The sequence below is a fragment of the Corynebacterium sp. HMSC076C10 genome (assembly GCF_001812455.1).
Taxonomy (GTDB): Bacteria; Actinomycetota; Actinomycetes; order Mycobacteriales; family Mycobacteriaceae; genus Corynebacterium; species Corynebacterium jeikeium_D.
Genome location: NZ_KV809108.1, coordinates 58023 through 80580, shown reverse-complemented (window position 1 = coordinate 80580; position 22558 = coordinate 58023). Strand labels below are relative to the sequence as shown.

Here is a 22558-nt window from a genome sequence, read left to right as displayed (position 1 = left end):
GTTGTTCCTCCTGGCTGACTAGGCCAGGCCAGCGAGCTTTTCAGCGCGCTCGACGACATTGCGTACGAGGAAAGCGCGAGTCAGTGGGCCGACACCACCTGGGTTCGGGGATACGTAACCGGCAATGTCCCAGACGTCATCAGCAACGTCACCGGCCAGCTTGCCGTCGACACGCGAAACTCCCACGTCGAGTACAGCAGCTCCAGGCTTGACCATGTCTGCAGTAAGCATATGAGCGACACCAGCAGCGGCGATAATGACATCAGCCTGACGGGTTTCAGCGGCCAAGTCCTTGGTGCCGGTGTGACATAGCGTCACGGTGGAGTTCTCGCTGCGGCGAGTGAGCATCAAGCCGATTGGGCGACCAACGGTGACACCGCGGCCGATAACAACAACCTTGGCACCGTTGAGCTCGACGCCGAAGCGTCGCAGCAGGTGGATACAGCCGTTTGGGGTACACGGCAGTGGTGCTGGCTCGTTGAGGACCAGCTTGCCCAGGTTTACCGGGTGGAGGCCATCGGCGTCTTTCTCCGGATCGATGAGCCCCAGAATACGGTTTTCATCCAGGTGCTTCGGCAGTGGCAACTGAACAATGTAGCCTGTGCACTCCGGGCTTTCATTCAGCTCGGTGATTACTGCCTCAAGTTCTTCCTGCGTGGTGTCAGCCGGAAGGTCACGGCGGATAGAGGCGATACCAATCTGCTCACAGTCGCGATGCTTCATCTTGACGTAAGAGTGGCTGCCCGGATCATCACCAACCAACACGGTGGCCAGCCCCGGGGTGTAGCCGGCTTCCTTCAAACGCTCAACGCGCTTTTCCAGGTCTTCAAAGATTTCGTCTCGGTAGAGTTTGCCATCAAGCTTTGTCGCTGCCATGGCATTTATCTTAGGCACAGGAGCGAATAATGCCCAGAAATGCCCCGTAACAGCCCTCGCCTTGACCCTATTTACCGCCCATAAAGCCCTGCTGACGCCAGACTTCATAAGCAGCCACTGCTGCGGCGTTGGAAAGATTCATGCTGCGACGAGCTGGCAGCATCGGAATTCGGATTAATTGTGTAATTCGCGGATCATCGAGCACTGACTGTTCCAACCCGGTTGGCTCCGGGCCAAAGAGCAGTACATCGGTATTCGTGTACTCAATATCGGTGTGCCAAGTGTCAGCGTGAGCGGTGAAAGCAAAGATGCGGCACCCTTGGCTGGCAAAGGTCTCCAACGCTTGATCGATGGAATCGTGAATACGCACATCAGCCAGGTCATGGTAATCCAGCCCGGCGCGACGCAGATTCTTGTCATCGAAGTTGAACCCCAATGGCTTGGCCAGATGCAGCATAGCTCCAGAGCCCGCACACATGCGGATAGCGTTTCCGGTGTTCGGCGGGATGACAGGCCGGTCAAAAAGCACGTGGCAGGTGTGGCTCGTAATCCAGTCTGTGGAGTTGGTTGGCTCGGCGTTCGTTGGCTCGGTCGTGGCGCTATTCATTTCTTCCGTCAGTTCTTTTCCGCTGCTTCTTTTACTGCTCGTTGTTGGTTTCTGCTGCCGCTGTCGTGGCAGGCGCCGCATCGCACACACCGTGCTCGGTGAAAAACGCGATGATGGTCTCACCGATTAGCGCTCGGCTCCTCGGCTTCGAGAACTTATGGCCCTCTCCCTCGACCACTAGAAAATCGGTGGGCACGCCGTATGCGTCCATGGCGTTGCGCATCTGACCGGACTCTCGCGGAGGCACGTTGGTATCCCACTCGCCGTGGATAAAGAGAGTTGGAACCTTCATTTCCTCCGCACGGTGCAGCGGCGAGATATCGCGCAGAAGCTCAGCATCCTGGTACGGGTAGCCGTATCGGGGGAACGCGGCCTGCGCCAACCAGGGCTCGGTGGATTGGTAGTAGGTTTCAAAACTTGTCATTCCGCAGGCATCGACGATGGCCGCAAACTGATCCGGATACCATGCCGAGGCCAACAGCGACATGAAGCCACCGTAGGATCGCCCGCCCAGAGCAATGCGTTCTGGGTCCGCCAACCCGGCATCAACGAGGAAGGCACGCGCCGCTGCGATATCCGCAATAGCGGCAAAGCGTCCATAGCGGTCACCTGCGTGCTCGAATGACCTACCGGACCCCGAGGAACCGCGCACGTTAGGAGTGAACACCACGAAGCCCGCCTCCACAATGCTGGCTAGAACATCGTGGTGGATGGGTTTCGCCTGCAGCTCTGGTCCGCCGTGGATGTGGATAAAAGCCGGCGGTAGTGCGTTTCCGGAAACGTCATTAGAACTATTGCGCACCGACTCCGGAAGGTAGAGCCAACCAGACAGTTCCAACCCATCGCGGGAGACAAAGTAGACCAGCTCTGGGGCCGGCATAGTCTCCAGATTCTTCTCTTCCAGAGCCAAAATCCGTTCGGTGCGATCCATGTCCAATGGCTCAATGACACCACCGATATTGCGCAGAATCTCCACCGTTGGCGCAAGGCCTGGCCCTTCTACTGTCAGGGAGATCAGCTCACCGTCACCGGAGATTGACAGCTCACGCGCAACCATGCCCGGCAATTCCACATTGCGGCGCACCATCACCCGCATGTCGTCAGTCTGCGGGTGAAGGCCAAGGGTAAGCACCTCAAGCGTGCTGACCCCACCGCTGTTCCACAGCACAGCCGCAGTGGAGGAATCCTCACTGATGACAAATTCTTCGACGTCTTGATCCGGATTGCCAATGAACTCCTCGACATCAACTTCGATGCCGATCTTCATATCCAAAATCTCCGCTGCGGTCGATTCCGCTGTGCGCGGCTCAGTAGTGCTGATACCGCTATCGGGAGTAATACCCAGGCGCAGGATGCGACGCTGTTCCGCGCCATGATCTGAGAGTACGAATGCGGTCAGCTTCTCCTGCCCCGGATGCGCCAATAAGACACCGGCATCTGTGGTGGAGCCGGGATCGGACGGCAACAGCGGCTGCCACTGCTGCCCCGGCCCGACCAGCAGTAGCTCACGGTGGCCTCGCGGCCCCACCCGCACGAGGCCAAACCCGCCTTCAGCCGCTACCAGCTGGCTGTCAGTGCGTTTATCAATGACCTCATACTTTGAGTTCGTCGGGTTGACCAAACGCGCATAGTTAATGCCCTGGGCATCGACCGCGTTCATCGCTAGGAGATCGTTATCCCATTCCACCAGTGTGGCGCGCATATCCGCATCCATACGCAGGGGGCGGGCACCGTCGACCTCCGGATCGGTGGATACCAGCCAGGTCTGCAGTCGCTCCGTACCGTACGGAGAGACCTCGCAGGCGATCCACTTTCCATCCGGGGAGTGCAGCACCCTGGTAACCGGGCCTTCCACCGGCAGTTTCACGGGGCGCTCCGCCCCTAGCCCCTCCGGAGTAATCTCCTGCTGTACCGCACGCGGGTAGCCGCTATCGCGGACAATAAAGGCGATTGCACTCCCATCCGGTGCTAACGAGGATTCATAGGTCTGGCGCATGACAATCCATTCTAGTAGTCAGCGAAAATCTCTACTTCGACCTGCCACCACTGGCTGCCCCAGAGCCTCGGACATATCCACCAGACGATCGGCCACGATTGTCACCGCACCAGAGGCTGTCTGCGCGATACCGCGCACCACCATCGCCCGCGAATTCACCGCTACCGGCCGAAATCGATTCCACAGCCCCGGCGTACACAGCACATTCACCAGCCCAGTTTCGTCCTCCATTCCCAAAAATGTCACTCCGCCAGCGGTCCCCGGACGTTGCCTATGCGTCACGACTCCCGCCACTTCTACTCGTGTTCCATCGGGCACTGTTTTCAGTTCCGCCGCAGGCACCACTCCACGTTCCTGCAGGTCTGCCCGCAACGCGGCCACCGGGTACTGCCCCGGGGTCACTCCCGTTGCCGTCAAATCGGCAGCTGCCAGCTCAAACTCCGTCATGCCGGGCAACGCAGGTGCGTCGGCAAGCGTGAGCCCCGGCAGCATGCCCTCACTTTCCGTCGCCGCCACGCCCGCCGCCCACAGTGCTTGACGACGGTCAATCCCCAGCGACCCAAGTGCTCCTGCGCGCGCCAGTGCTTCCATGTGCCCAACACCCAGCCGAGCTCTGCGGGCGACATCTGCTGCGTTGACAAATGGCCGCGCTGCGACGATACGTTCCGCCACGTCATTGCCCACACCGGCAATGGCGCCGAGCCCCAACCGAATACGCCCATCGATGACGCTGGCTTCCACGCCTGAAACCGAGATATCCGGACCATCGCAGCCGATACCGTGCCGGCGAGCATCGGCAATCAACGACTGCGGAGAGTAAAACCCCATGGGCTGGGCACGGAGCAATGCGACACAGAACTCCGCCGGATAGTGGTACTTAAACCAAGCCGAGAAATACACCAAGGAGGCAAACGACTGCGCGTGTGATTCCGGGAAACCGTAGGCGGCAAAGGCCACTATCTTGTTCCACAGTTGTTCCCCAATATCCGCATCAATGCCACTGGTGCGCTCCAGCCCAGCCAGAAAACGGGCATGAAGCGCTTCCATTTTGGCCACTGAGCGCTTCGACCCCATAGCGCGACGCAGCGAGTCCGCTTCCGCCCCACTGAAACCCGCCGCATCGACGGCCATTTGCATCAGCTGCTCTTGAAATAGCGGGATGCCCAGTGTCTTCCCGAGGGACTTCTCCAGCACTGGATGCTCATAGGTCACTGGTTCGAGTCCATTTCGGCGGCGAATGTAGGGGTGCACGCTACCGCCTTGAATGGGGCCTGGGCGAATGAGTGCCACCTCCACCACCAGATCAAAGAACTCCCTCGGCTTCAGTCGGGGCAAGGTGGCCAGCTGCGCGCGCGATTCCACCTGAAACACGCCCACCGCGTCCGCGCGTGCCAACATCTCGTAAACCTCCGGTTCAGCGACATCTATTTCCCACAGGTTCACTCGGCGCCCATGCTGTTCATAGACCAAGTCAATGCAATGGTGGATGGCCTCCAGCATTCCGAGGCCAAGCAGGTCGAATTTCACCAGTCCCGCTGCCGCACAGTCATCCTTATCCCACTGCACTACCGAACGACCTTCCATGCGTGCCCATTCCACTGGCACGACATCCGCAATCGGCCGATCACAAATCACCATTCCGCCAGAGTGAATGCCTAAATGACGAGGCTGCCCACGAAGCTGCTCCGCCAGTTGCTGCACCGGCTCCGGCGGGCACGCTTCCCGGTCTCTGACCCACGCATCGATAACGCCCGGCGAGTACCCCAACACCCGCGCCGCATCGCGCAATGCACCGCGCCGCCGGTAGGTAATGACATTGGCCACCTGCGCGGCATTGTCACGACCATACTTTTCATAGACGTATTGGATGACCTCTTCCCTACGACCAGACTCGATGTCTACATCGATATCCGGCGGCCCATCCCGTTCTGGCGACAAAAACCTCTCGAACAACAGCCCGGCACTAATGGGGTCAACATTGGTGATCCCCAGCGCAAAACACACCACCGAGTTAGCCGCCGAACCGCGCCCCTGTGCCAGAATTCCCGCCCGGCGACAGAACTCACAGATGTCGTGCACGATGAGGAAGTAGCCTGGAAAACCCAGCTCTCGAATCACAGTCAGCTCATTCTCTAACTGCGCCCACGCCCGCGCTTGCACGGAGCCGTCCCGAGCTCCATCGGCCGGACCATACCGCCGCCGCGCCCCCGCACGAGCAATTTCCCGCAACCATGAGTCCTCATCGTGACCAGCAGGAACCTCCCAGCGAGGCAACTCAGGCGCAATGAGATCAAGCGTAAAAGCAGACTCACCTGCAATGTCCTGTGTTGCCTGCAGTACCTGCGCCCCCAGATACCGTGTTGCCGCCGATAGCTCCTCCCACGAACGCAACCAAGCTCCGCCTGCGGGCTCCAGCCGTGACTCGAACCCGTCTAGGTCCTCCCGCACAGCAAGGGACTGCTTCGCCCCGGCCAACCGGCTTGCCGCAGGCGAGGCCGCCGTCGCAGCAGAGGAAACCACCTCCCGCAGGCCATACTTCACAGCTGCGGCCGAAATCGCCTCCGCATCATCGGCCGCCTGTGCTGTGGGGCTCAGGCGGTGCTCGAGCGCCACGTTCTCCGCACCGAAGGCCGCAATGAGCTCTTCCAAGTCGCCGACCCAGCTGACGTCGGCAAGCACCTGCCAGAAACCGCCTGCGGCCTCCCCTAACTCTGGCAGCGAGGGATAGCGGACGACGGACTTCTCCCCTGCCGACATATGCGCATCACACAGCGTGTGGCTCAGGCGCCGATAGCCCTCGGGCCCCCGCCCCAGCACTGTGAGGGGCCGCTGCGGAAGCCCCAGCTCCGCGCCGATGATTGTGGCGATACCAGCCTCCGCTGCAGCCTCGGCAAAACGAGCGATTCCATAGAAACCATCGCGATCTGCGAGCCCCAACACGTTTAACCCCAAACGCGCAGCCTCGGACACCAATTCTTCCGGATCCGATGCGCCATGCAGGAATGAATAACTCGAACGACAGTGCAATTCCGCCTTAATATCCGCAGGCGAAAATGACACGCCACCTCCGCCACTAACACCGCTTTCCGGAGCTTCAAAAGCCCCAACGATGGAATCTGACAGCTGCCCCCTCCAGCCGTTGAAGCTGCCATTAGGCTGTAGTTTTCCTGAAAATTTACCCGATAGAATACGCTCAATCCGCGACCAGCTCAGTGGCCGACCGGACTGCTCCGACTGTCCGCCCGAGATGTTTTCCATGCCACGAACATTAACCCACCCTCCGGACTGTATTCAAACGTATTTTCGATTAGTATGTGTATTAAGCACCACCCCCGGGACGCATCCGTAAGTCACACCTCAGCCACGCTCGACTGTTTAGGCTGAAGTTGAATTTTCAGCACTACCTGGGCAAGTGCTAGCCTTAACCCCAGAATTAAAGACAGCTTGGTCTAGTTCTGCCTTAAAACTTCAGCTAACAAATCCCATTAAATAAGGAGACCCCTCGATGAACCTCAAGCGTTTTTCCGCCGGTGTACTTACTGTCGCGTTCGCCGCAACCGGCCTTACCGCCTGTGGCAGCTCGGATGATGCCATTCGCATCGGCACCACGGATGCCGGCAAGAAGGCCTGGACCGTTTTCGAGCAGAAGGCTTCCGAACAGGGCATCGATCTGGATGTTCAGCCCTTCTCCGACTACCAGACCCCGAACCGCGCACTCGATGAGGGCCAGCTCGACGTCAATCTCTTCCAGCACATCAAGTTCTTGGCTGAGTACAACGTCGGCGCTAAGTCGGACCTGACTCCGATTGGCTCGAGCGAAATTGTCCCGCTGGCTCTGTTCTGGAAGGACCACAAGTCGGTTGATGAGCTGAAGAAGGGCACCGAGGTCGTCATCCCGAACGACCCGTCCAACCAGGGCCGCGCTATTAACGTGCTGGTTCAGGCTGGCCTGCTGAAGCTGAAGCAGGATGACCTGCTGACCCCGTCCCCTGCTGACATCGATAAGGAAGCTTCCAAGATCACGGTTCTGCCGGTGGATGCCGCTCAGACTCCGGCCGCCTACGGCGAGGGTAAGCCCGCCATTATCAATAACTCCTTCCTGGACCGCGCCGGCATCGACCCGAACACCGCTATCTTCCAGGATGACCCGAACTCCACGGAGGCAGAGCCGTACATCAACGTCTTTGTCACCAAAGCTGAAAATGCTGACAACCCGAAGTACGCGGAGCTCTCCAAGATCTGGCACTCCAAGGAGGTCCAGGACGCAGTCGCAGAGGACTCCAAGGGCACCTCGGTTCCGGTTGACCGTTCGGCTGAGGAGCTGCAGGACATTCTGAATCGCGTCGAAGAGCAGCAGCGCGAGCAGAACTAACGCCACTGCCACCTAAGCACCGCCCAACACCAGGGAACACAGACCAAGGGGCACTGATTCACTCGTGACCAACAAGGGAACGAAGCTCGAATTCCGCGAGCTGAACAAGCAATTCGGCGACGTCACCGCGCTCGCCGACATCAACCTAACCGTTGAACCCGGCGAAATCCTCGGCGTCATCGGTTATTCCGGCGCTGGTAAATCAACGCTCATCCGTATGATTAACGGCCTGGAAAAGCCAACCTCCGGGCAGGTTTTGCTGGATGACACCGACATCGTCGGCATCTCCGAGCGCCAGCTACGGGGTCTGCGCCGCAATATCGGCATGATTTTCCAGCACTTCAACCTCTTCCATTCGCGCAACGCGATTCGCAACGTTGAATATCCGCTGGAACTGGCCGGTATGCCGAAGGCTAAGCGCCGCGCTCGCGCCCAGGAGCTGCTGGAGTTCGTCGGTCTCGGCGACAAGGCGGAGTCCTTCCCCGAGCAGCTCTCGGGTGGGCAGAAGCAGCGTGTCGGCATCGCCCGTGCGCTCGCCACCGAACCGACGCTCTTGCTTGCCGACGAAGCCACCTCGGCACTCGACCCGGAAACTACTTCCGGCGTCCTGGATCTGCTGCGTCGCATCAATCGCGAAATGGGTGTCACTATCGTGCTGATTACCCATGATATGTCGGTTGTACGCGGTATCGCTGACCGCATGGCCATCATGGAAAATGGTCACATCGTCGAAACCGGTACGGTCCACGAGGTTTTTGCCAACCCCAAGACTGAGGTTGGCCGCCGCTTCGCCACCACCGCACTGCGCGATGTTCCAATTGGCCGTGAACGCGATTCGGTGAATCAGTCTGCCGAGAGCGCAGCAGCTCGCCTGGTCACCATCACTATCAATGACGGTGTTGACCTCGGTGCCCTGGCACAGGCCACTAGTGCCCACGGTGTCGCCGCCTCGGTGGCACACGGCGCAGTCGCCAATGTGCAGGCGAAGTCCTACGGCCGCCTTACTTTGCGGTTGACTCCGCTGACAGGTAATTCCGCCTCGGATTCCTCTGATTTCGATGCCGCCATTGCTGCTATTTCCGAACTGACACAGGTAGAGGAGCTTGCATCATGATCGGTCTCTTAAACTCTCTGCCATCGGTGAGTGGCAAGGACACCAACTGGGATAGCCTCGGCCCGATGCTGGGCGAGGCATTCGGCCAGACGCTCTACATGGTCTGTGTCGCCATGCTGATTGGCGGTGTCGCAGGTCTGGCAATCGGCGTGCTGCTCTACACCACCCGCGATGGTGGCGTGCTGCGCAACAAGTTTGTCTACCAGGTCCTCAATGTCCTGATTAACTTTGTCCGACCAATCCCGTTCATCATCCTGGTTACGGCCATCGGCCCACTGACAAAGAACGTGGTCGGCACCACGATCGGCACCGAAGCCGCAGTGTTCGTCATGTCGATTGCCGCCACCTTCGCCATCGCGCGCCTGGTGGAGCAGAACTTGATGTCCATCGACCCCGGCGTGATTGAGGCCGCCCGTGCGATGGGCGCAAGTCCGTGGCGCATCATCCGGACGGTCGTCGTGCCGGAGGCACTGGGCCCGCTGGTACTGGGCTACACCTTCGCATTCATCGCCGTGGTCGACATGTCAGCTATGGCCGGCTACATCGGCGGTGGCGGACTGGGCAACTTCGCAATCACCTACGGCTACCAGGCATTCGACTGGAACGTCACCCTGGTGACAACCCTGGTCATCATCTTCATCGTCCAGTTGGCGCAGATCTTCGGCAACTGGCTCTCCAAGAAGATCATGCGCAGGTAGCCGCACACATTAACTAGCCATTAGCTAGCGGCGGGTTACCTCGACCGCAGCCCAGCCCTTCTTTGGCCCTGGAGCATCACCGCAGGAAGACACAACGCCTTCCGTGGTGATTTTCTCCAGGGCCACTTCATATTCCACGACCTTGTCGCGGTCGCTGGGGCCGTCGTAAAGCGCGACGACTGCAGTCGTGCCGTCGACGTCAACGCGTGCGACATCGTCTACGCCCCACGTATCGGCTTGACGACGCACAGCCAACTCGGCCGCCTGCCCCTGCGGGGTGTAGATACCACGGCCGCGGCAGCCCTCTGCATGCACGATGCCTTGCTGCGCGTCTTCGATGACCCCCTTGGCATCCACCGCACTCAGACGTCCAAAGCTGTAATTCCATGGCAACAGCACACTCGCCGGCGCAAAGCGGTGCCCCTTAGAGTGCGAGGTTTCCCACACGACCTCTGGGTAGAGGTTGTGCATCGCAGCAGCGAGCGGGCGACCTTTAACTGCACAGCAACGATCGCGCTTACCGTGCGTACAGATGAGAAACAGTGGATGGTCCAGACGAGTGGCTCCCTCGGTGGGCTGGCCAGGGCGGATATCCAGAGTCATCAGGTCTTCAACATCGGCAACCATGCGATGTTCGAGAAAAACCTCAGAGCCATCCACTGATTCACAATGCGCGATATAGACGTTAACGCCATCACACGGCTGCTGGCCGATTCGGCCTGGCTTTCGAATCAGCTGCAACGCGCCGCCGCGTTCAGACAACCAGGCCTCTACCTGACCGGTGATCTCTGCTCCCCATACCCCGCCGTCAAAAATATCGTGCGACCAACCGAGTTGGTGCTCCAACGCAATAAAGAGCTTTCCGGTCTTCGCAGTACCGGGAAGCGGCTCAGTCATCTGAGCGGAACAGGTGGTATCAAATTTGGCCTGGCTCATACGCCTAAGCGTAATTGAGTGCCCCCTGCGATTGGGTCTTAGGTCGCAGCGTTCACCCCTGTTTTGTTACTATTGTGCAACACTTTGACAACAAATACTTCTGACCTCGACTTTTGTAGTTCAGCTTGTTGAAATTCCGTAACTGCGCACATACCGTCAGACGTATGAATACGAAATCGCTGGATGTTTCGCGCACCCGTACCCGTATCGCGGCATCCCTGTGCCTCGCATTGGGCCTGGCTCTCGGCGCTTGCTCCTCTGACTCATCCCCAGACTCGGCTGCTGCAGTGTCTATGAAGACTGACTCAACCGCTGGCACCTCCGATTTGTCAAGCAGCTCTAGCAGCTCCACTAGCTCATCTGCGGCGGCGCAAACCACCATGGATGACGATGCTGCTCCGGAGGGCGATTTCAATAGTTCCTCCTCAGAAGCTGCCCCTTCCGATGGCGCTTACTTGGGTATTGAAGATGTCCGTGTCGGTTCCCACGACGGTTACGACCGCATTGTCTTTGAACTCACGGGCGAGGGCACTCCGGGATATTTCGTCCGTTACGAGGATGTGCCGACCCAACAGGGCTCCGGCAAACCGATTTCGGTCGACGGCACAGCCAAGCTGGTAATCGACTTGCGGGGCATGGGTTACCCCTTTGATTTCCAGATGGAGGACTTCCCCTCTGACCCGGTCAAGCCGACATCGACGTCCGTTATTAAGGAAGTCGTTGGCGCCGGCACCTTCGAGGGACAGACTCAGTATGTCGTCGGGCTCAAGGGCGATAAGACCCCGTTCAAGGTTTTCTCGTTGAACAACCCGAACCGCCTGGTTATTGACTTCCAATCGAAGTAATCGGGTTGCCCCGCGCTACGCCTCTACGCGTAAGCCCCCTCGATTCTCCATGCGCCGGCATGCCCTATGAGCAACCAGGCGGCGATGGTACCGTCATTCGCCATCGCACGGATTTGTATTCTTGCCGCTCGACGAGCCTCATCGGGCACCCACCAGCGCTCATCAATCGGCCAGGGCCCAGCCCACGATGACACGCGGTACGTTGTCACTCCATGCCGCACCAGAGATGGTTCCGCCGTCATGGTCGCTCGCCCAGTTACGCCCACGGTCTGCCCATTGGCATCGAGCACTTCCACCTCAGCATTAGCAGTCGCGGGAATAGTTGCCGGATTGGGGGCAAGAACGGCTCCCGGCCACGGCTGATTATTTTCCGCGGTTTTTGTGCTTTTGGGTTTTTCTCCGAAAGCGACAAATCCCACTCTTTCTCCTGGGCCACGCCCGCCCTGCATGATTGGTTGCTGTACTGCCTCTGACCCCAGTAACCCCTGCACACGCTCGGCAGCCCGGCGCGCTTTGGCTCGCGCATCATCGCTGCCGTGCCACAGATCCTGTTTTACAGTACCGGCGGCGACCACATCCAGTGGCTCTAACTGCAGCTCTACAATTCCGCGGCTGTCATCTCCATCATTTTCCTCAGCGCCGTCAACAGTTCCAGCAACAGTGCCGCTGCCTCCTCGTGGCTGCTGCCGATTCCTGTTATTCAGCCAGCCATCGAGCTGCCACCGAACCCTGTCAGCCGTAGTCTGTTCTGCCAGTGGCTCAGTGCAGCGCCATACTCTGCGCACCTCTGAGCCGTCACTAAATTGCGCCACCACCGCTAAGCGGTAACACGAATACCCATGGTTAAAAAGTTTTTCATGCAGTTGCCCAGCTAGAAAGCGCGCGACGAATGAGGCCTCATCCACTCTTCGGAGTGGACTCTCCCAAGACTGGTAGCTCACCGCCAGTCCTGGCGGCAAAGATCGCGGCGCCACCAACCGCACTTCCCCACGGCAGGCCAAATCGTGCCATCTAGCCCCCTGCGCCCCAAACCTGTTGGCTATATCCCGCTTCGGTAACGCAGCGACATCCCCCAATGTGCGCAGGCCGAGTTCCTGCCACGACTTCGCAAGCTCTGCGGGCATCTCCAGTGCACTTTCCGCCCTCAGCTCCACCAGAGAGATTCCCTGCCGAAATCTTTTGCCTTCATCTTCCCCGGGAGCTACCAGCACTCCCCTGCGCGCTGCCAAAATAGCTGTCACAATATCGTCCGCGAGCCCCAAGCTGCAGTCCACGCCCGGTACCGCAGCGGCATCAAGCAGCTTTTCCAAGGCCACATCCTGTCCGCCGTAATAACGCATTACCCCTCGCGCTGCCACAACCGCCAAGCCTGGCCGTAGAGCTTCGACCCCAGCTGCCACCGCCTCCAACCGTTGCAGCACGGACTCGAATTCTGCAGCGTCGCGCACCGCACTTTCCTCGACAACCTCCAGCTCCGGGCACAACGCTTCCGCATGGCGACGGCTTTGCCCGCGCCGTACCCCTGCACGGCGCGCACTCGGAGAACAAGCAGCTACTCCGCTATCACCCACAATCGCAACTGGACTGAGCGGATTAGCCTGCGACGTCACAGATGCTAGATGTGCTGCCTGCACTGGCCAATCAGGAAGCCATAGCGCCACCACACGGCTCGATTCCGCCGCTACCACTAGGACCTCCTCTGCGCGGGAAACGCGACCACATTGTTCTGTTCCACCTGTTCCCCCACCCGCCAACGGCACTGCCTCCGCGGAAACCGCGTCCCCGACACACTGACTTGGTAATCCACTGCTCGAATCCGGCCATAACCAGTGCCAAGCCCGGAAACACCAGCGACAGAGCTGGAAATTTCCGCAGCAGCGCCCGGCCACTGCTGCCCGACAAAAACCAGAGCACAACCACTCGTGCGCAGTCGTGCCTGCAGCGGACGTGCCTGCGACGGCGGCGGAGTGCGCGCCAACGAAGCCACCACCAAGTCAACGCCGTCCGCCAACAGCCCAATTACTTCAAGCGGCTGCATTCCAGGATCTGGCACACAGACAATGTTCGATAGCTTCCCGCCCAACTCCACCACGGAGAGCAACCCCTGTTCAGCGAGTCCAACTAGCGCAACATGACCTGTCTTCGTAACTTCCGCGATTAGGCCTGCCAATACCGCACCGGGCTGTTCAATGACACTGACAGCCCCTTTTCGCACTGCTCCCGCCAACGTATTTTCCAACGCCTCCGGCACCGGCAGAGCCTCACCGAGCCCAAAGGTTGCACCAGTTGCAGTCCCACCAGACTGGGCTGCCATCGCCTGCCGCAATGCCGCAATAGTCTGTTCCTTAGACTGCCCCGCAGCAATATTGACCGCCGTTGTCACTTCTTGTTCCACCTCATCCCACTGCCATCCCACTGCCCCCCCCCGCCCACCACGAACACTGCTCGAATATTCTTTCCCAACAAGCGGATTAAACATTACCCTAAATAGCACGTACGTTCGATATTAATGTGCGAAGAAAAGCGCCGCACACCACCGCGCGACGCTCTAACCTCAGCCGAGTACTACATTTCGTACTACTTAGGCCTTCACATCGAGAACTACATCGAATTCGAGCAAATCAGCCGACGACGACACCGGCTTGCGCTTTTCGCCCTCATGCGAAGCCTTGAAGGCACGGCCCTCACGCCACCCCTGGTAGGCCTCCTCACTCTCCCACTCGGTAAAGACGAAGTAGCGGCTCTCTCCTGCAGTCGGACGCAGCAGTTGGAAACCAATGAAACCCGGCACATCGGTCATCTTTGAAGAGTTAGCGGAAAAGCGACGTTCGAGCTCTTCTCCCGCACCCTCAGGAACGGTAATAGCGTTAATTTTTACAATGCTCATGGTCATAACACTAGCCACACAACTCTCAACAATCTATAGTTCCATCGCTACTAAAATTAAGAAGTATGACAGATTCCAGCCGGCACCAACACTCTTCAGGCTCTTACCAAGACGGGGCCGAACGCACGACAAAATTTATCAATAGTCCCGTGCGCCTGGGGACGGCAATTGGCGTCACCACCGCAGTGATCGCACTGCTCGCATTGCTTAAAGCCCACATCATCGGCTCCATTGGCTGGTGGATCATGATAGCGCTTTTACTGGTACTCATCGGCACCACACTTTTCGTGCGCCAGGCAAAAACACCCACCAAAGAAACTCGGCCCTCCTACTTCGCAGAGCCGATGCGTGAGTCACCAAACGACATCTCGTGGAATAGCAGTATAAGCGTGCTGCTCATCTTCCCCGGAGCATGGATCATTGCCGCCGTCGCCGAACGAATTTCCTCTACACCGGTCGCCTGCATAATGACCCTAGTTCTGTCCGCCATCACCGCTACCTGCGCAATCCTGCCGCGGCAATTCGGATTCCTCCCTCTCGCCGCGCATCTTCCTGACAATTTCGCCCAGCGCTGCCCCTACCCCGCCGACTCACCAGAGGCCCGCATCCTCACAGTCCTCTTCATCGCACGTCTACGCGACGGCTACGTCTTCTTCACCGACCAGCTCCCCTATTTCGCCATGCTTGACGACGATACCGTGAGCGCAGCTCTCCACACCCTAGCCGCCGATAAGCGCATCACCATCGCCAAGAACAATTCGGCCCTGACGGAAAAGGGCCGTGCCCGCGAGTTTGCACAACTCACAGACACGGCCCTCGCCAACTAGTGGCTTACTCCCACTCAATGGTTCCCGGTGGTTTGGAGGTCACATCCAGGACCACTCGGTTGACCTCTGGCACCTCGTTGGTAATACGGGTGGAGATTTTCTCCAGCGTATCGTAGGGAACACGAGTCCAGTCAGCGGTCATCGCATCCTCAGAGGAAACCGGGCGCAGCACGATTGGGTGGCCATAAGTACGACCATCACCCTGGACACCAACCGAGCGGACGTCGGCAAGCAGGACGACCGGGCACTGCCAGACAACCTCGTCCATACCTGCGGCCGTCATTTCCTCGCGTGCAATGGCGTCGGCGCGGCGGAGGGTATCCAGACGCTCCTTATCGACAGCGCCGATGATGCGGATACCAAGACCCGGACCCGGGAACGGCTGGCGAGCGACGATTTCTTCCGGCAGCCCCAGTTCGCGACCGACCGCACGGACCTCGTCCTTAAACAGCAGGCGCAGTGGCTCAACGAGGGTGAACTCAACGTCATCCGGCAGACCGCCGACGTTGTGGTGGCTCTTAATGTTGGCGGTACCAGAACCGCCACCGGACTCAACCACATCCGGGTACAGGGTGCCCTGGACCAGGAAGTCCACGGTCTCGCCCTCCGGAGCGCCCTCCAGCGCCTGTGCGACAGCGCGCTCGAAGGAGCGGATGAACTCACGGCCGATGGTCTTACGCTTGGTCTCCGGATCGGTGATACCAGCCAGAGCATCCAGGAAGACCTTGGAATCGTCGACGGTAATCAGCTTCGCACCAGTTGCGGCAACGAAATCCTTCTCAACCTGCTCGCGCTCGCCCTGGCGCAGCAGCCCATGGTCGACGAAGACACAGGTCAGACGGTCACCAATAGCGCGTTGCACAAGCGCGGCGGCAACTGCGGAGTCAACGCCGCCAGACAGACCGCAAATTGCGCGACCGGTCTCACCGACCTGATTACGGACCTGCTCAATCAGCTCTTCCGCGATGTTAGCGGCAGTCCAGTCCGGCTCCAGGCCAGCAATCTCATACAGGAACTTCTCCAGAACCTGCTGACCATACGGCGAGTGGTTGACCTCCGGGTGGTACTGCACACCGGCCATGCGCTTTTCCAAGCACTCGAAAGCCGCTACCGGAGCACCCTTGGTGGACGCCGTAACGGTGAAGCCCTCCGGTGCCTTAGACACCGCGTCACCGTGGCTCATCCACACCTCGTGTGTCTCCGGCACACCAGTGTGAGCGACACCGCCACCGTCGACGACGTTCAGCTGCGTGCGGCCGTACTCACGGTCACCGGTAGCAGCAATCGTGCCGCCGAGCACCTCAGTCATCGCCTGGAAGCCGTAGCAAATACCAAACACCGGAATGCCCAGCTCAAGCCACTCTGGGTTGAGCTTCGGGGCACCTTCGGCGTAGGCACTGGACGGGCCGCCGGACAGCACCAGCGCAGCCGGGTTCTTGGCCTTAATTTCTTCGGTCGTCGCATCATGCGAGACCACTTCGGAATAAATTTTTGCCTCGCGCACACGTCGCGCGATGAGCTGCGCATACTGCGCACCGAAGTCCACGACGAGGACGGGCTTAGTCACCTGTTCAGACACGCCCTAAAGCTTATCAAGACTTACGGACTGCAGGCATACCCAGGTTCAGTGCAGCCGGAGCATCTTCCGGCACAGCCGGGTTCACCGGAGCAATCGGATCCAGGCGCACGTAGGACTCACCCTGCGCCGGACGCTGATCTTCCTCACCCTTATTCGGCCACAGCGACGTTGCACGCTCCGCATTCGCGGAAATCGACAGTGACGGGTTCACTCCCGGGTTGGCTGCCATCGCCGAACCGTCGTGAATCGAGAGCGTCGGGTAACCCCACACACGCAAGTACGGATCAACAACGCCGTTTTCGGGTGAATCTGAAATCGTTGCGCCGCCAATGAAGTGAGCTGTCAAAGGAATGTTTGCCAACTCACCGATAGTGCCCCCAGCCAGCACACGACCATTCCGACCACGTGCACTGAGCTTGTCCGCCGCACGTTGCGTAGCTTCGTTACCCGACGGAATCCACGTCGGATTCGGCTCGCCCTCGCCCTGCTTACTCATCAGGAAACGCACCGGCCCGATCTTTTGCAGGTACGTCGTAATCGAGTTGTCGCGATTCTGCATCACCAGAGAAATCACGGTGCGCTGCGACCACTTACGCAGATTCACGAGCTGCGTCAGGTAGTTAGGATGCTTTACGACGGTTCCCACAGCCTGCAGCCAACGCGGAGTTGCACGACCTCCTTCGGTCATAATCATCTGCAGCATTGCGATGGCATTAGAACCCTTGCCATAGCGCACTGGCTCGATATGGGTGTCCTCATCTGGGAAGAATGACGAAGTGATGGCTACACCGTTAGAGAAGTCATTTTCCGGGTCCACCTTCGTACCCATCGCGCCCAAAATAGCCTCGGAGTTAGTGCGGGTCAGCTTGCCCAAAGACTTCGGCAGCAGCGGCAAGTGCCCATCGGCCTGCTGGCGATGCAGCAAATTCTGGGTGCCCCAGGCACCGGCGGCGAGAATGACGCGCTTAGCGCTAAACTGCTGCTTGCCCTTAGCTACCCAACGACCAGTGCGCTCAGTGTCAATAACCCAGGAGCCATCAGCCTGAGGATGCAGACCGGTAACGGTAGTGCGGTCAAAGACCTGCGCACCAAACTTCTCCGCCAAGTAGAGGTAGTTCTTAACCAGGGTGTTCTTAGCATTGTGACGGCAACCAGTCATGCACTCACCACATTCCGTACAAGCAGTACGGTCCGGGCCAATCCCCCCGAAGTAAGGATCGGAAACTGTTTGCCCCGGCGTACCCTGACCACCGGTCTTGGCGCCAAAGAACACACCCACCGGAGTCGAGCGGAAAGTATGGCCCACACCCATATCTTCGGCTACCTCACGCATGACAACGTCGGCAGGCGTGTCGGATGGGTTGGTGACCACCCCGAGCATGCGAGATGCATTGTCATAGTGCGGAGTGAGTTCTGACTCCCAGTCGGTAATGTGCCCCCACTGACGGTGCTGGAAGTACTCGGTGCCCGGCTTATACAGAGTGTTTGCGTAGTTAAGAGAACCACCGCCGACGCCGGCACCAGCGAGAATCATGACATCTTTCAACATGTGCACACGCTGGACACCAAAGAGTCCCAGCTTAGGAGCCCACAGGTACTTGTGAAGCCGCCAGCTGGTCTTGGCAAAGTCTTTATCTTCGAACCGTCGACCAGCTTCGAGAACTGCCACTCGGTAGCCCTTTTCAGTCAACCGCAAAGCAGAAACAGAACCACCGAAACCGGAACCGACGATTACAACATCGAAATCACGTTGTTTACTCATGGGAAAAGCCACCTTCTCTAAGGGCGTAACGCTAATGCGCGGAACTCATGTTCCTAACCCTAAGCGGAGGTGGCTTTTCAGTAAGGTAGTTTTGCGAAAAAACTATCCGATTACTTTAATTAAAAACCCTTTGGACGTACCGACAGCTCAACGCGGTGGAAGGACTTCAGGTTGGTAAAGCCGCACTTGGCCATTGCGCGACGCAGGCCACCGGCGAGATTGCGGTCACCGAACGGCGAAGCGGAAGGGCCAAACAGAGCCTCTTCCAGGCTGACCAATTCCTTCTCATCGTCGACGACCGGCCACACCGCACCGCGCGGGTACTTCGGATGTGCCGCAACAGACGGCCAGGCGTAGCCCTGCCCCGGAGCTTCGTGGACGGTTGCCAGCACACTGGACAGTGCCACAGCATCCGCACCGCAGGCGATTGCCTTGGCAATGTCACCGACGGTATCAATGCCGCCATCGGCAATGATGTGGACGTAGCGCCCCTCGGTCTCATCGAGGTAGTCCTTACGGGCAGCTGCAGCATCCGCAATAGCGGTAGCCATTGGCACATCGATACCGAGCGCATCCGGGGACGTCGTAAAGCCCGTACCGACAATCACACCAGCGGCACCTGAACGCATCAGATGCAGCGCAGTCTGGTAGTCGACAACGCCACCGGCGATAACTGGAACGTCCAGGCTGCCGATGAAGTCCTTGAGGTTTAGTGGTTCACCCTGAGCCGTGACATGCTCTGCGGAAATCAGCGTGCCCTGGATAACCAACAAGTCGATGCCGGCCTTGATAGCCAGCGGAGCCAGCTCACGGGCATGCTGCGGGGAGACACGAACTGCAGTGATCGCGCCGGTTGCGCGAATCTCCTTGATGCGCTCAACCAACAGGTCAGTATCAATTGGAGCAGAGTGCAGTTCCTGCAGCTTGCGGTTCACTGCCTCGGATTCACGCTTGGTGGCGGCATTCTTTGCCAACTCCACCAGCTCGGCGATCTTGTCCTGCGCATCGGCGTGACGGGCCCAGATACCCTCGGCGTTGAGAACCGCCAAACCGCCCAGGCGAGCAAACTCAGCGACGGATTCCGGGCTGGCGATGGCATCTGTCGGATGCATCATCATCGGGAGTTCGAAATCGTAGGCGTCAATTCGCCAGGAGGTATCGACGTCCTTGGACGACCGGGTACGCCGAGTGGGAACGAGTGCAATATCGTCCAACTCGTAGGTCCGGCGTGCCTCGCGGCCAATACCGATTTCAACGATGTCGCGCATGAGCTTTCCTCACATGCCCTTTCCGTGGAATTTAACTCGACTAAGCCAGTTTAGCGCTGGTAGTAGTTCGGCGCTTCGACAGTCATCTGGATATCGTGCGGGTGCGACTCGCGCAGGCCTGCAGCGGTGATCTGGACGAACTGTGCGTCGTGCAGCTGCTCGACGGTAGCGGAACCGGTGTAGCCCATAGCTGCGCGCAGACCACCGACCAGCTGGTGAACGATGGAGTCGATACTGCCGCGGAACGGAACACGACCCTCAATGCCTTCCGGAACCAGCTTCTCTTCGCTCTTGACATCAGCCTGGAAGTAGCGGTCCTTGGAGTAGGAGCGCTTCTCACCGGTCAGGCCGCGGCCCTGCATAGCACCCAGCGAGCCCATGCCACGGTACATCTTGTACTGCTTGCCGTTGACGAAGGTGACCTCACCCGGAGCCTCAGCGGTACCGGCCAGCATCGAACCGAGCATGACGGAGGATGCACCGGCTGCCAGAGCCTTGGCGATGTCGCCGGAGAACTGCATACCGCCATCGGCGATAATCGGAACGCCAGCCTTCTTAGCTGCGACAGAGGCTTCCATGATGGCGGTGATCTGCGGGGCGCCCACACCTGCGACAACGCGAGTGGTGCAAATCGAGCCTGGGCCGATACCGACCTTGATGGCATCTGCACCCGCGTCAATCATGGCCTGTGCAGCGCCACGGGTAGCCAGGTTGCCGCCGATAATCTGGATGTTCTCGCCGAATTCCTTCTTAACGCGGGAGACCATCTCAAGTACACCTGAGTTGTGGGCGTGAGCGGTATCAACAACGAGCACGTCTACGCCTGCGTCAGCCAATGCGTGCGCGCGCTTCCAGGAGTCCTCGCCGGTACCGATGCCAGCACCGACCAGCAGACGGCCGGAACCATCCTTGGAAGCATTCGGGTACTGATCCTTCTTGACGAAGTCCTTGACGGTAATCAGACCAGTCAGGCGGCCTTCGCCATCGACGATCGGCAGCTTCTCCACCTTGTGAGCGCGCAGCAGGTTCAGCGCCGCATCGCCAGACACACCCTGCTCAGCCACGACCAGCGGCATCGGGGTCATGATTTCGGAAACCTTGCGGTTCAGGTCTGCCTCAAAACGCATGTCGCGGTTGGTGCAGATACCGACCAGCTTGCCGTCCTTGTCGACGACCGGCAGGCCCGAGATGCGGTAACGAGCGCACTTGGCATCTACTTCGGCGATGGTGTCATCCGGGGAACAGGTCACCGGGTCGGACACCATGCCAGCCTCAGAGCGCTTCACAATCTCGACCTGCTGAGCCTGCTCCTCGATAGACAGGTTGCGGTGCAGGATACCCATACCGCCCTGGCGGGCCATGGCAACAGCCATGCGGGCCTCGGTGACGGTGTCCATAGCAGCGGACACAACCGGAATGTTCAGACGCAGCTCACGAGTGAGCTGCGTCGAAGTATCAACGCCGGAGGGGATAACGTCCGAAGCATCCGGCAGCAGCAGGACGTCATCGAATGTAAGGCCGACTAGTGGAATCTTGTTGGGATTGTCTCCGCCGAGGCTAATTCCCGTGGGGTTGGTCATGGACTCCTCCTGCTCCACCCTTGCCGACATCCGGCCAGGGGCGCTATCGCTTCGTGGTTGCCAAACGTTATATACAGGGTAGTCCTTCAGTGATGAAACGCGACAATTAGGCGGAGCGACAGGTGCCCGACAAGGGTTAGCCGAAAGCTAGCTGAGGGTTATTCCAAGGTGAACTAAACCCCAACTAAGTGCATCGCCAATCGACAGGATTGCCGTACAGAGCTGTTACGGTAGTGGTTGTGAACCACAACTTTTTCTCATCCATGCCGCGGGATCCGTTCGAAGGAGATCCCAATGACCCGGCAAGCTTTCTCGAGCCGGATGAGCCGTTTGCTCCACTGACAGACCAGGAACGTCGAGAGGTTCTTGAAGATCTGGCCGCAGTTCGCCTATTCCGTACCGCTTTGAGCCCAGAGGGATTACTGGGCGTCTGTATGTTGTGTGAGGACTGCGGTGACGAGCACTTTTACAACTGGGAGGTTTTGGAAAACCACTACCTGATGCTCCTGTCTGGACAGGCATCTCCGGTTCACGAGCCACAATTCGATCCAGACCCCTCCCGTTACGCCCCATGGGACTACTGCGCAGGCTTTGTCGACGGTTTGCGTTCTCGACGACCTGGCCGTTTCTAAAAATTTGGTAAGAGTTTGACGGAATTGTTTGCGTAGTATCCCGGCTGGCCTCCTTAGGTTTACCAACCGTTCATTGTTGGCCTCCACACTTGAGCTCACTGCTTCAAGAAAGCTCAATGAAGGAGACATCAATTCCGATGACGTACATCGACCACTTGCCCGGGCCCAATGCGGATTTGTGGGATTGGCAGCTGCACGGCTCGTGCCGCGGGCAGGACTCCGCGACCTTCTTCCACCCGGAAGGCGAGCGCGGACGCGCACGCAGCCTGCGTGAAGCCCGTGCGAAGGCTATCTGCCGTTCTTGCCCTGTTCTTATGCAGTGCCGTAGTCACGCACTCAAGGTTGGTGAGCCATACGGTGTCTGGGGCGGTCTCAGCGAATCTGAACGAAATGAAATCCTTCGAGCTAAGCCGGCCGCACGTGAACGCGAACTTGAACGCGTTCTAGTCACTGCCATGTAGTCCCTCTCCTCTCTCGGACTCCAGCCAGTTCACATAAAAACCAAAATGCTCCCCACCCTCAGATTGAAAGGTGGGGAGCATTTTACGTGCCAAAGGCCCGGGCACTAGCTCACTTGCG

19 protein-coding genes are annotated in these 22558 nt (G+C 58.9%); 7 read left to right on the top strand and 12 right to left on the bottom strand.

The features are described from left to right. Window positions 1–18: 18 nt before the first annotated feature. From HMPREF2857_RS04420 to HMPREF2857_RS04405, 4 genes are all read right to left on the bottom strand, one after another. Window positions 19–876 (bottom strand): bifunctional methylenetetrahydrofolate dehydrogenase/methenyltetrahydrofolate cyclohydrolase, encoded by an 858-nt coding sequence (locus tag HMPREF2857_RS04420; protein WP_005510041.1) that lies wholly within the window; start codon window positions 874–876, stop codon window positions 19–21. Window positions 877–943: 67 nt separating this feature from the next. Continuing rightward, entirely contained in the window at window positions 944–1483 is a 540-nt protein-coding gene (locus HMPREF2857_RS04415) for a tRNA (cytidine(34)-2'-O)-methyltransferase (protein WP_049190330.1), read from the bottom strand. Window positions 1484–1514: 31 nt separating this feature from the next. After that, complete coding sequence (locus HMPREF2857_RS04410) at window positions 1515–3479, bottom strand: alpha/beta hydrolase family protein (protein ID WP_048731546.1); 1965 nt, start codon at window positions 3477–3479, stop codon at window positions 1515–1517. A gap of 18 nt (window positions 3480–3497) precedes the next feature. Continuing rightward, window positions 3498–6737 carry an error-prone DNA polymerase gene (locus HMPREF2857_RS04405; RefSeq protein WP_070642897.1) on the bottom strand — a complete coding sequence of 1080 codons (3240 nt, stop codon included), beginning with the start codon at window positions 6735–6737 and terminating at the stop codon, window positions 3498–3500. Between the two features lie 247 nt (window positions 6738–6984). On the opposite strand from HMPREF2857_RS04405, the gene HMPREF2857_RS04400 reads away from it, so the two are divergent. The 3 genes from HMPREF2857_RS04400 to HMPREF2857_RS04390 all read left to right on the top strand — a co-directional run bounded on the left by HMPREF2857_RS04400 (window position 6985) and on the right by HMPREF2857_RS04390 (window position 9663). Further along, complete coding sequence (locus tag HMPREF2857_RS04400; RefSeq protein ID WP_049190337.1) at window positions 6985–7851, top strand: MetQ/NlpA family ABC transporter substrate-binding protein; 867 nt, start codon at window positions 6985–6987, stop codon at window positions 7849–7851. A 64-nt stretch (window positions 7852–7915) separates the two neighbouring features. Next, a complete protein-coding gene (locus HMPREF2857_RS04395) occupies window positions 7916–8965 on the top strand; it encodes a methionine ABC transporter ATP-binding protein (RefSeq protein ID WP_049190340.1) in 1050 nt (349 codons plus the stop codon). A 65-nt stretch (window positions 8966–9030) separates the two neighbouring features. Then, window positions 9031–9663: a methionine ABC transporter permease gene (locus HMPREF2857_RS04390; protein WP_224433327.1), complete on the top strand. Its 633-nt coding sequence runs from the start codon at window positions 9031–9033 to the stop codon at window positions 9661–9663. Between the two features lie 24 nt (window positions 9664–9687). On the opposite strand, the gene HMPREF2857_RS04385 is transcribed toward HMPREF2857_RS04390, so the two are convergent. Next, a complete protein-coding gene (locus HMPREF2857_RS04385) occupies window positions 9688–10599 on the bottom strand; it encodes a sucrase ferredoxin (RefSeq protein ID WP_070642895.1) in 912 nt (303 codons plus the stop codon). A 164-nt stretch (window positions 10600–10763) separates the two neighbouring features. On the opposite strand from HMPREF2857_RS04385, the gene HMPREF2857_RS04380 reads away from it, so the two are divergent. Further along, entirely contained in the window at window positions 10764–11444 is a 681-nt protein-coding gene (locus HMPREF2857_RS04380) for an AMIN-like domain-containing (lipo)protein (protein ID WP_070642893.1), read from the top strand. 23 nt (window positions 11445–11467) lie between these two features. Here the strand turns inward: HMPREF2857_RS04380 and HMPREF2857_RS04375 are convergent, their stop codons facing one another. From HMPREF2857_RS04375 to HMPREF2857_RS04365, 3 genes are all read right to left on the bottom strand, one after another. Continuing rightward, window positions 11468–13132, bottom strand: a complete 1665-nt coding sequence (locus tag HMPREF2857_RS04375) for a Y-family DNA polymerase (protein ID WP_048731534.1) — start codon at window positions 13130–13132, stop codon at window positions 11468–11470. After that, window positions 13132–13860: a hypothetical protein gene (locus HMPREF2857_RS04370; protein ID WP_224433302.1), complete on the bottom strand. Its 729-nt coding sequence runs from the start codon at window positions 13858–13860 to the stop codon at window positions 13132–13134. The genes HMPREF2857_RS04375 and HMPREF2857_RS04370 overlap by 1 nt, the downstream gene beginning before the upstream one ends. A 165-nt stretch (window positions 13861–14025) precedes the next feature. Then, a complete protein-coding gene (locus HMPREF2857_RS04365) occupies window positions 14026–14331 on the bottom strand; it encodes an antibiotic biosynthesis monooxygenase family protein (protein WP_038629377.1) in 306 nt (101 codons plus the stop codon). A 65-nt stretch (window positions 14332–14396) separates the two neighbouring features. Between HMPREF2857_RS04365 and HMPREF2857_RS04360 the strand changes: the two genes are divergently transcribed. Then, on the top strand, window positions 14397–15158 hold the full coding sequence (locus HMPREF2857_RS04360) for a hypothetical protein (RefSeq protein WP_016422123.1): 762 nt from the start codon (window positions 14397–14399) through the stop codon (window positions 15156–15158). 4 nt (window positions 15159–15162) lie between these two features. On the opposite strand, the gene guaA is transcribed toward HMPREF2857_RS04360, so the two are convergent. From guaA to guaB, 4 genes are all read right to left on the bottom strand, one after another. Beyond that, window positions 15163–16737, bottom strand: a complete 1575-nt coding sequence (gene guaA, locus HMPREF2857_RS04355; RefSeq protein WP_070642892.1) for a glutamine-hydrolyzing GMP synthase — start codon at window positions 16735–16737, stop codon at window positions 15163–15165. A gap of 13 nt (window positions 16738–16750) precedes the next feature. Continuing rightward, window positions 16751–18499: an FAD-dependent oxidoreductase gene (locus HMPREF2857_RS04350; protein ID WP_070642889.1), complete on the bottom strand. Its 1749-nt coding sequence runs from the start codon at window positions 18497–18499 to the stop codon at window positions 16751–16753. Between the two features lie 119 nt (window positions 18500–18618). Next, window positions 18619–19767, bottom strand: coding sequence for a GuaB3 family IMP dehydrogenase-related protein (locus HMPREF2857_RS04345; protein WP_016422120.1), 1149 nt, complete (start codon window positions 19765–19767; stop codon window positions 18619–18621). A 50-nt stretch (window positions 19768–19817) separates the two neighbouring features. Further along, complete coding sequence (gene guaB, locus HMPREF2857_RS04340) at window positions 19818–21347, bottom strand: IMP dehydrogenase (RefSeq protein WP_016422119.1); 1530 nt, start codon at window positions 21345–21347, stop codon at window positions 19818–19820. A 263-nt stretch (window positions 21348–21610) separates the two neighbouring features. Here guaB and HMPREF2857_RS04335 point away from each other — a divergent pair, with 263 nt between their 5' ends. Continuing rightward, window positions 21611–21979 (top strand): DUF5319 domain-containing protein, encoded by a 369-nt coding sequence (locus HMPREF2857_RS04335; RefSeq protein WP_038629374.1) that lies wholly within the window; start codon window positions 21611–21613, stop codon window positions 21977–21979. A 137-nt stretch (window positions 21980–22116) separates the two neighbouring features. Further along, a complete protein-coding gene (locus HMPREF2857_RS04330) occupies window positions 22117–22440 on the top strand; it encodes a WhiB family transcriptional regulator (RefSeq protein ID WP_016422117.1) in 324 nt (107 codons plus the stop codon). Window positions 22441–22558 lie beyond the last annotated feature (118 nt).

Bases quoted from the DNA above. Each gene is read 5' to 3' on its own strand.
- HMPREF2857_RS04415 (WP_049190330.1), bottom strand. From the start codon at position 1,483: ATGAATAGCGCCACGACCGAGCCAACGAACGCCGAGCCAACCAACTCC.
- HMPREF2857_RS04420 (WP_005510041.1), bottom strand. From the start codon at position 876: ATGGCAGCGACAAAGCTTGATGGCAAACTCTACCGAGACGAAATCTTT.
- guaB (WP_016422119.1), bottom strand. From the start codon at position 21,347: ATGACCAACCCCACGGGAATTAGCCTCGGCGGAGACAATCCCAACAAG.
- HMPREF2857_RS04405 (WP_070642897.1), bottom strand. From the start codon at position 6,737: ATGGAAAACATCTCGGGCGGACAGTCGGAGCAGTCCGGTCGGCCACTG.
- HMPREF2857_RS04350 (WP_070642889.1), bottom strand. From the start codon at position 18,499: ATGAGTAAACAACGTGATTTCGATGTTGTAATCGTCGGTTCCGGTTTC.
- HMPREF2857_RS04410 (WP_048731546.1), bottom strand. From the start codon at position 3,479: ATGCGCCAGACCTATGAATCCTCGTTAGCACCGGATGGGAGTGCAATC.
- HMPREF2857_RS04345 (WP_016422120.1), bottom strand. From the start codon at position 19,767: ATGCGCGACATCGTTGAAATCGGTATTGGCCGCGAGGCACGCCGGACC.
- HMPREF2857_RS04365 (WP_038629377.1), bottom strand. From the start codon at position 14,331: ATGAGCATTGTAAAAATTAACGCTATTACCGTTCCTGAGGGTGCGGGA.
- HMPREF2857_RS04360 (WP_016422123.1), top strand. From the start codon at position 14,397: ATGACAGATTCCAGCCGGCACCAACACTCTTCAGGCTCTTACCAAGAC.
- HMPREF2857_RS04400 (WP_049190337.1), top strand. From the start codon at position 6,985: ATGAACCTCAAGCGTTTTTCCGCCGGTGTACTTACTGTCGCGTTCGCC.
- HMPREF2857_RS04380 (WP_070642893.1), top strand. From the start codon at position 10,764: ATGAATACGAAATCGCTGGATGTTTCGCGCACCCGTACCCGTATCGCG.
- HMPREF2857_RS04390 (WP_224433327.1), top strand. From the start codon at position 9,031: ATGCTGGGCGAGGCATTCGGCCAGACGCTCTACATGGTCTGTGTCGCC.
- HMPREF2857_RS04385 (WP_070642895.1), bottom strand. From the start codon at position 10,599: ATGAGCCAGGCCAAATTTGATACCACCTGTTCCGCTCAGATGACTGAG.
- HMPREF2857_RS04330 (WP_016422117.1), top strand. From the start codon at position 22,117: ATGACGTACATCGACCACTTGCCCGGGCCCAATGCGGATTTGTGGGAT.
- HMPREF2857_RS04335 (WP_038629374.1), top strand. From the start codon at position 21,611: ATGCCGCGGGATCCGTTCGAAGGAGATCCCAATGACCCGGCAAGCTTT.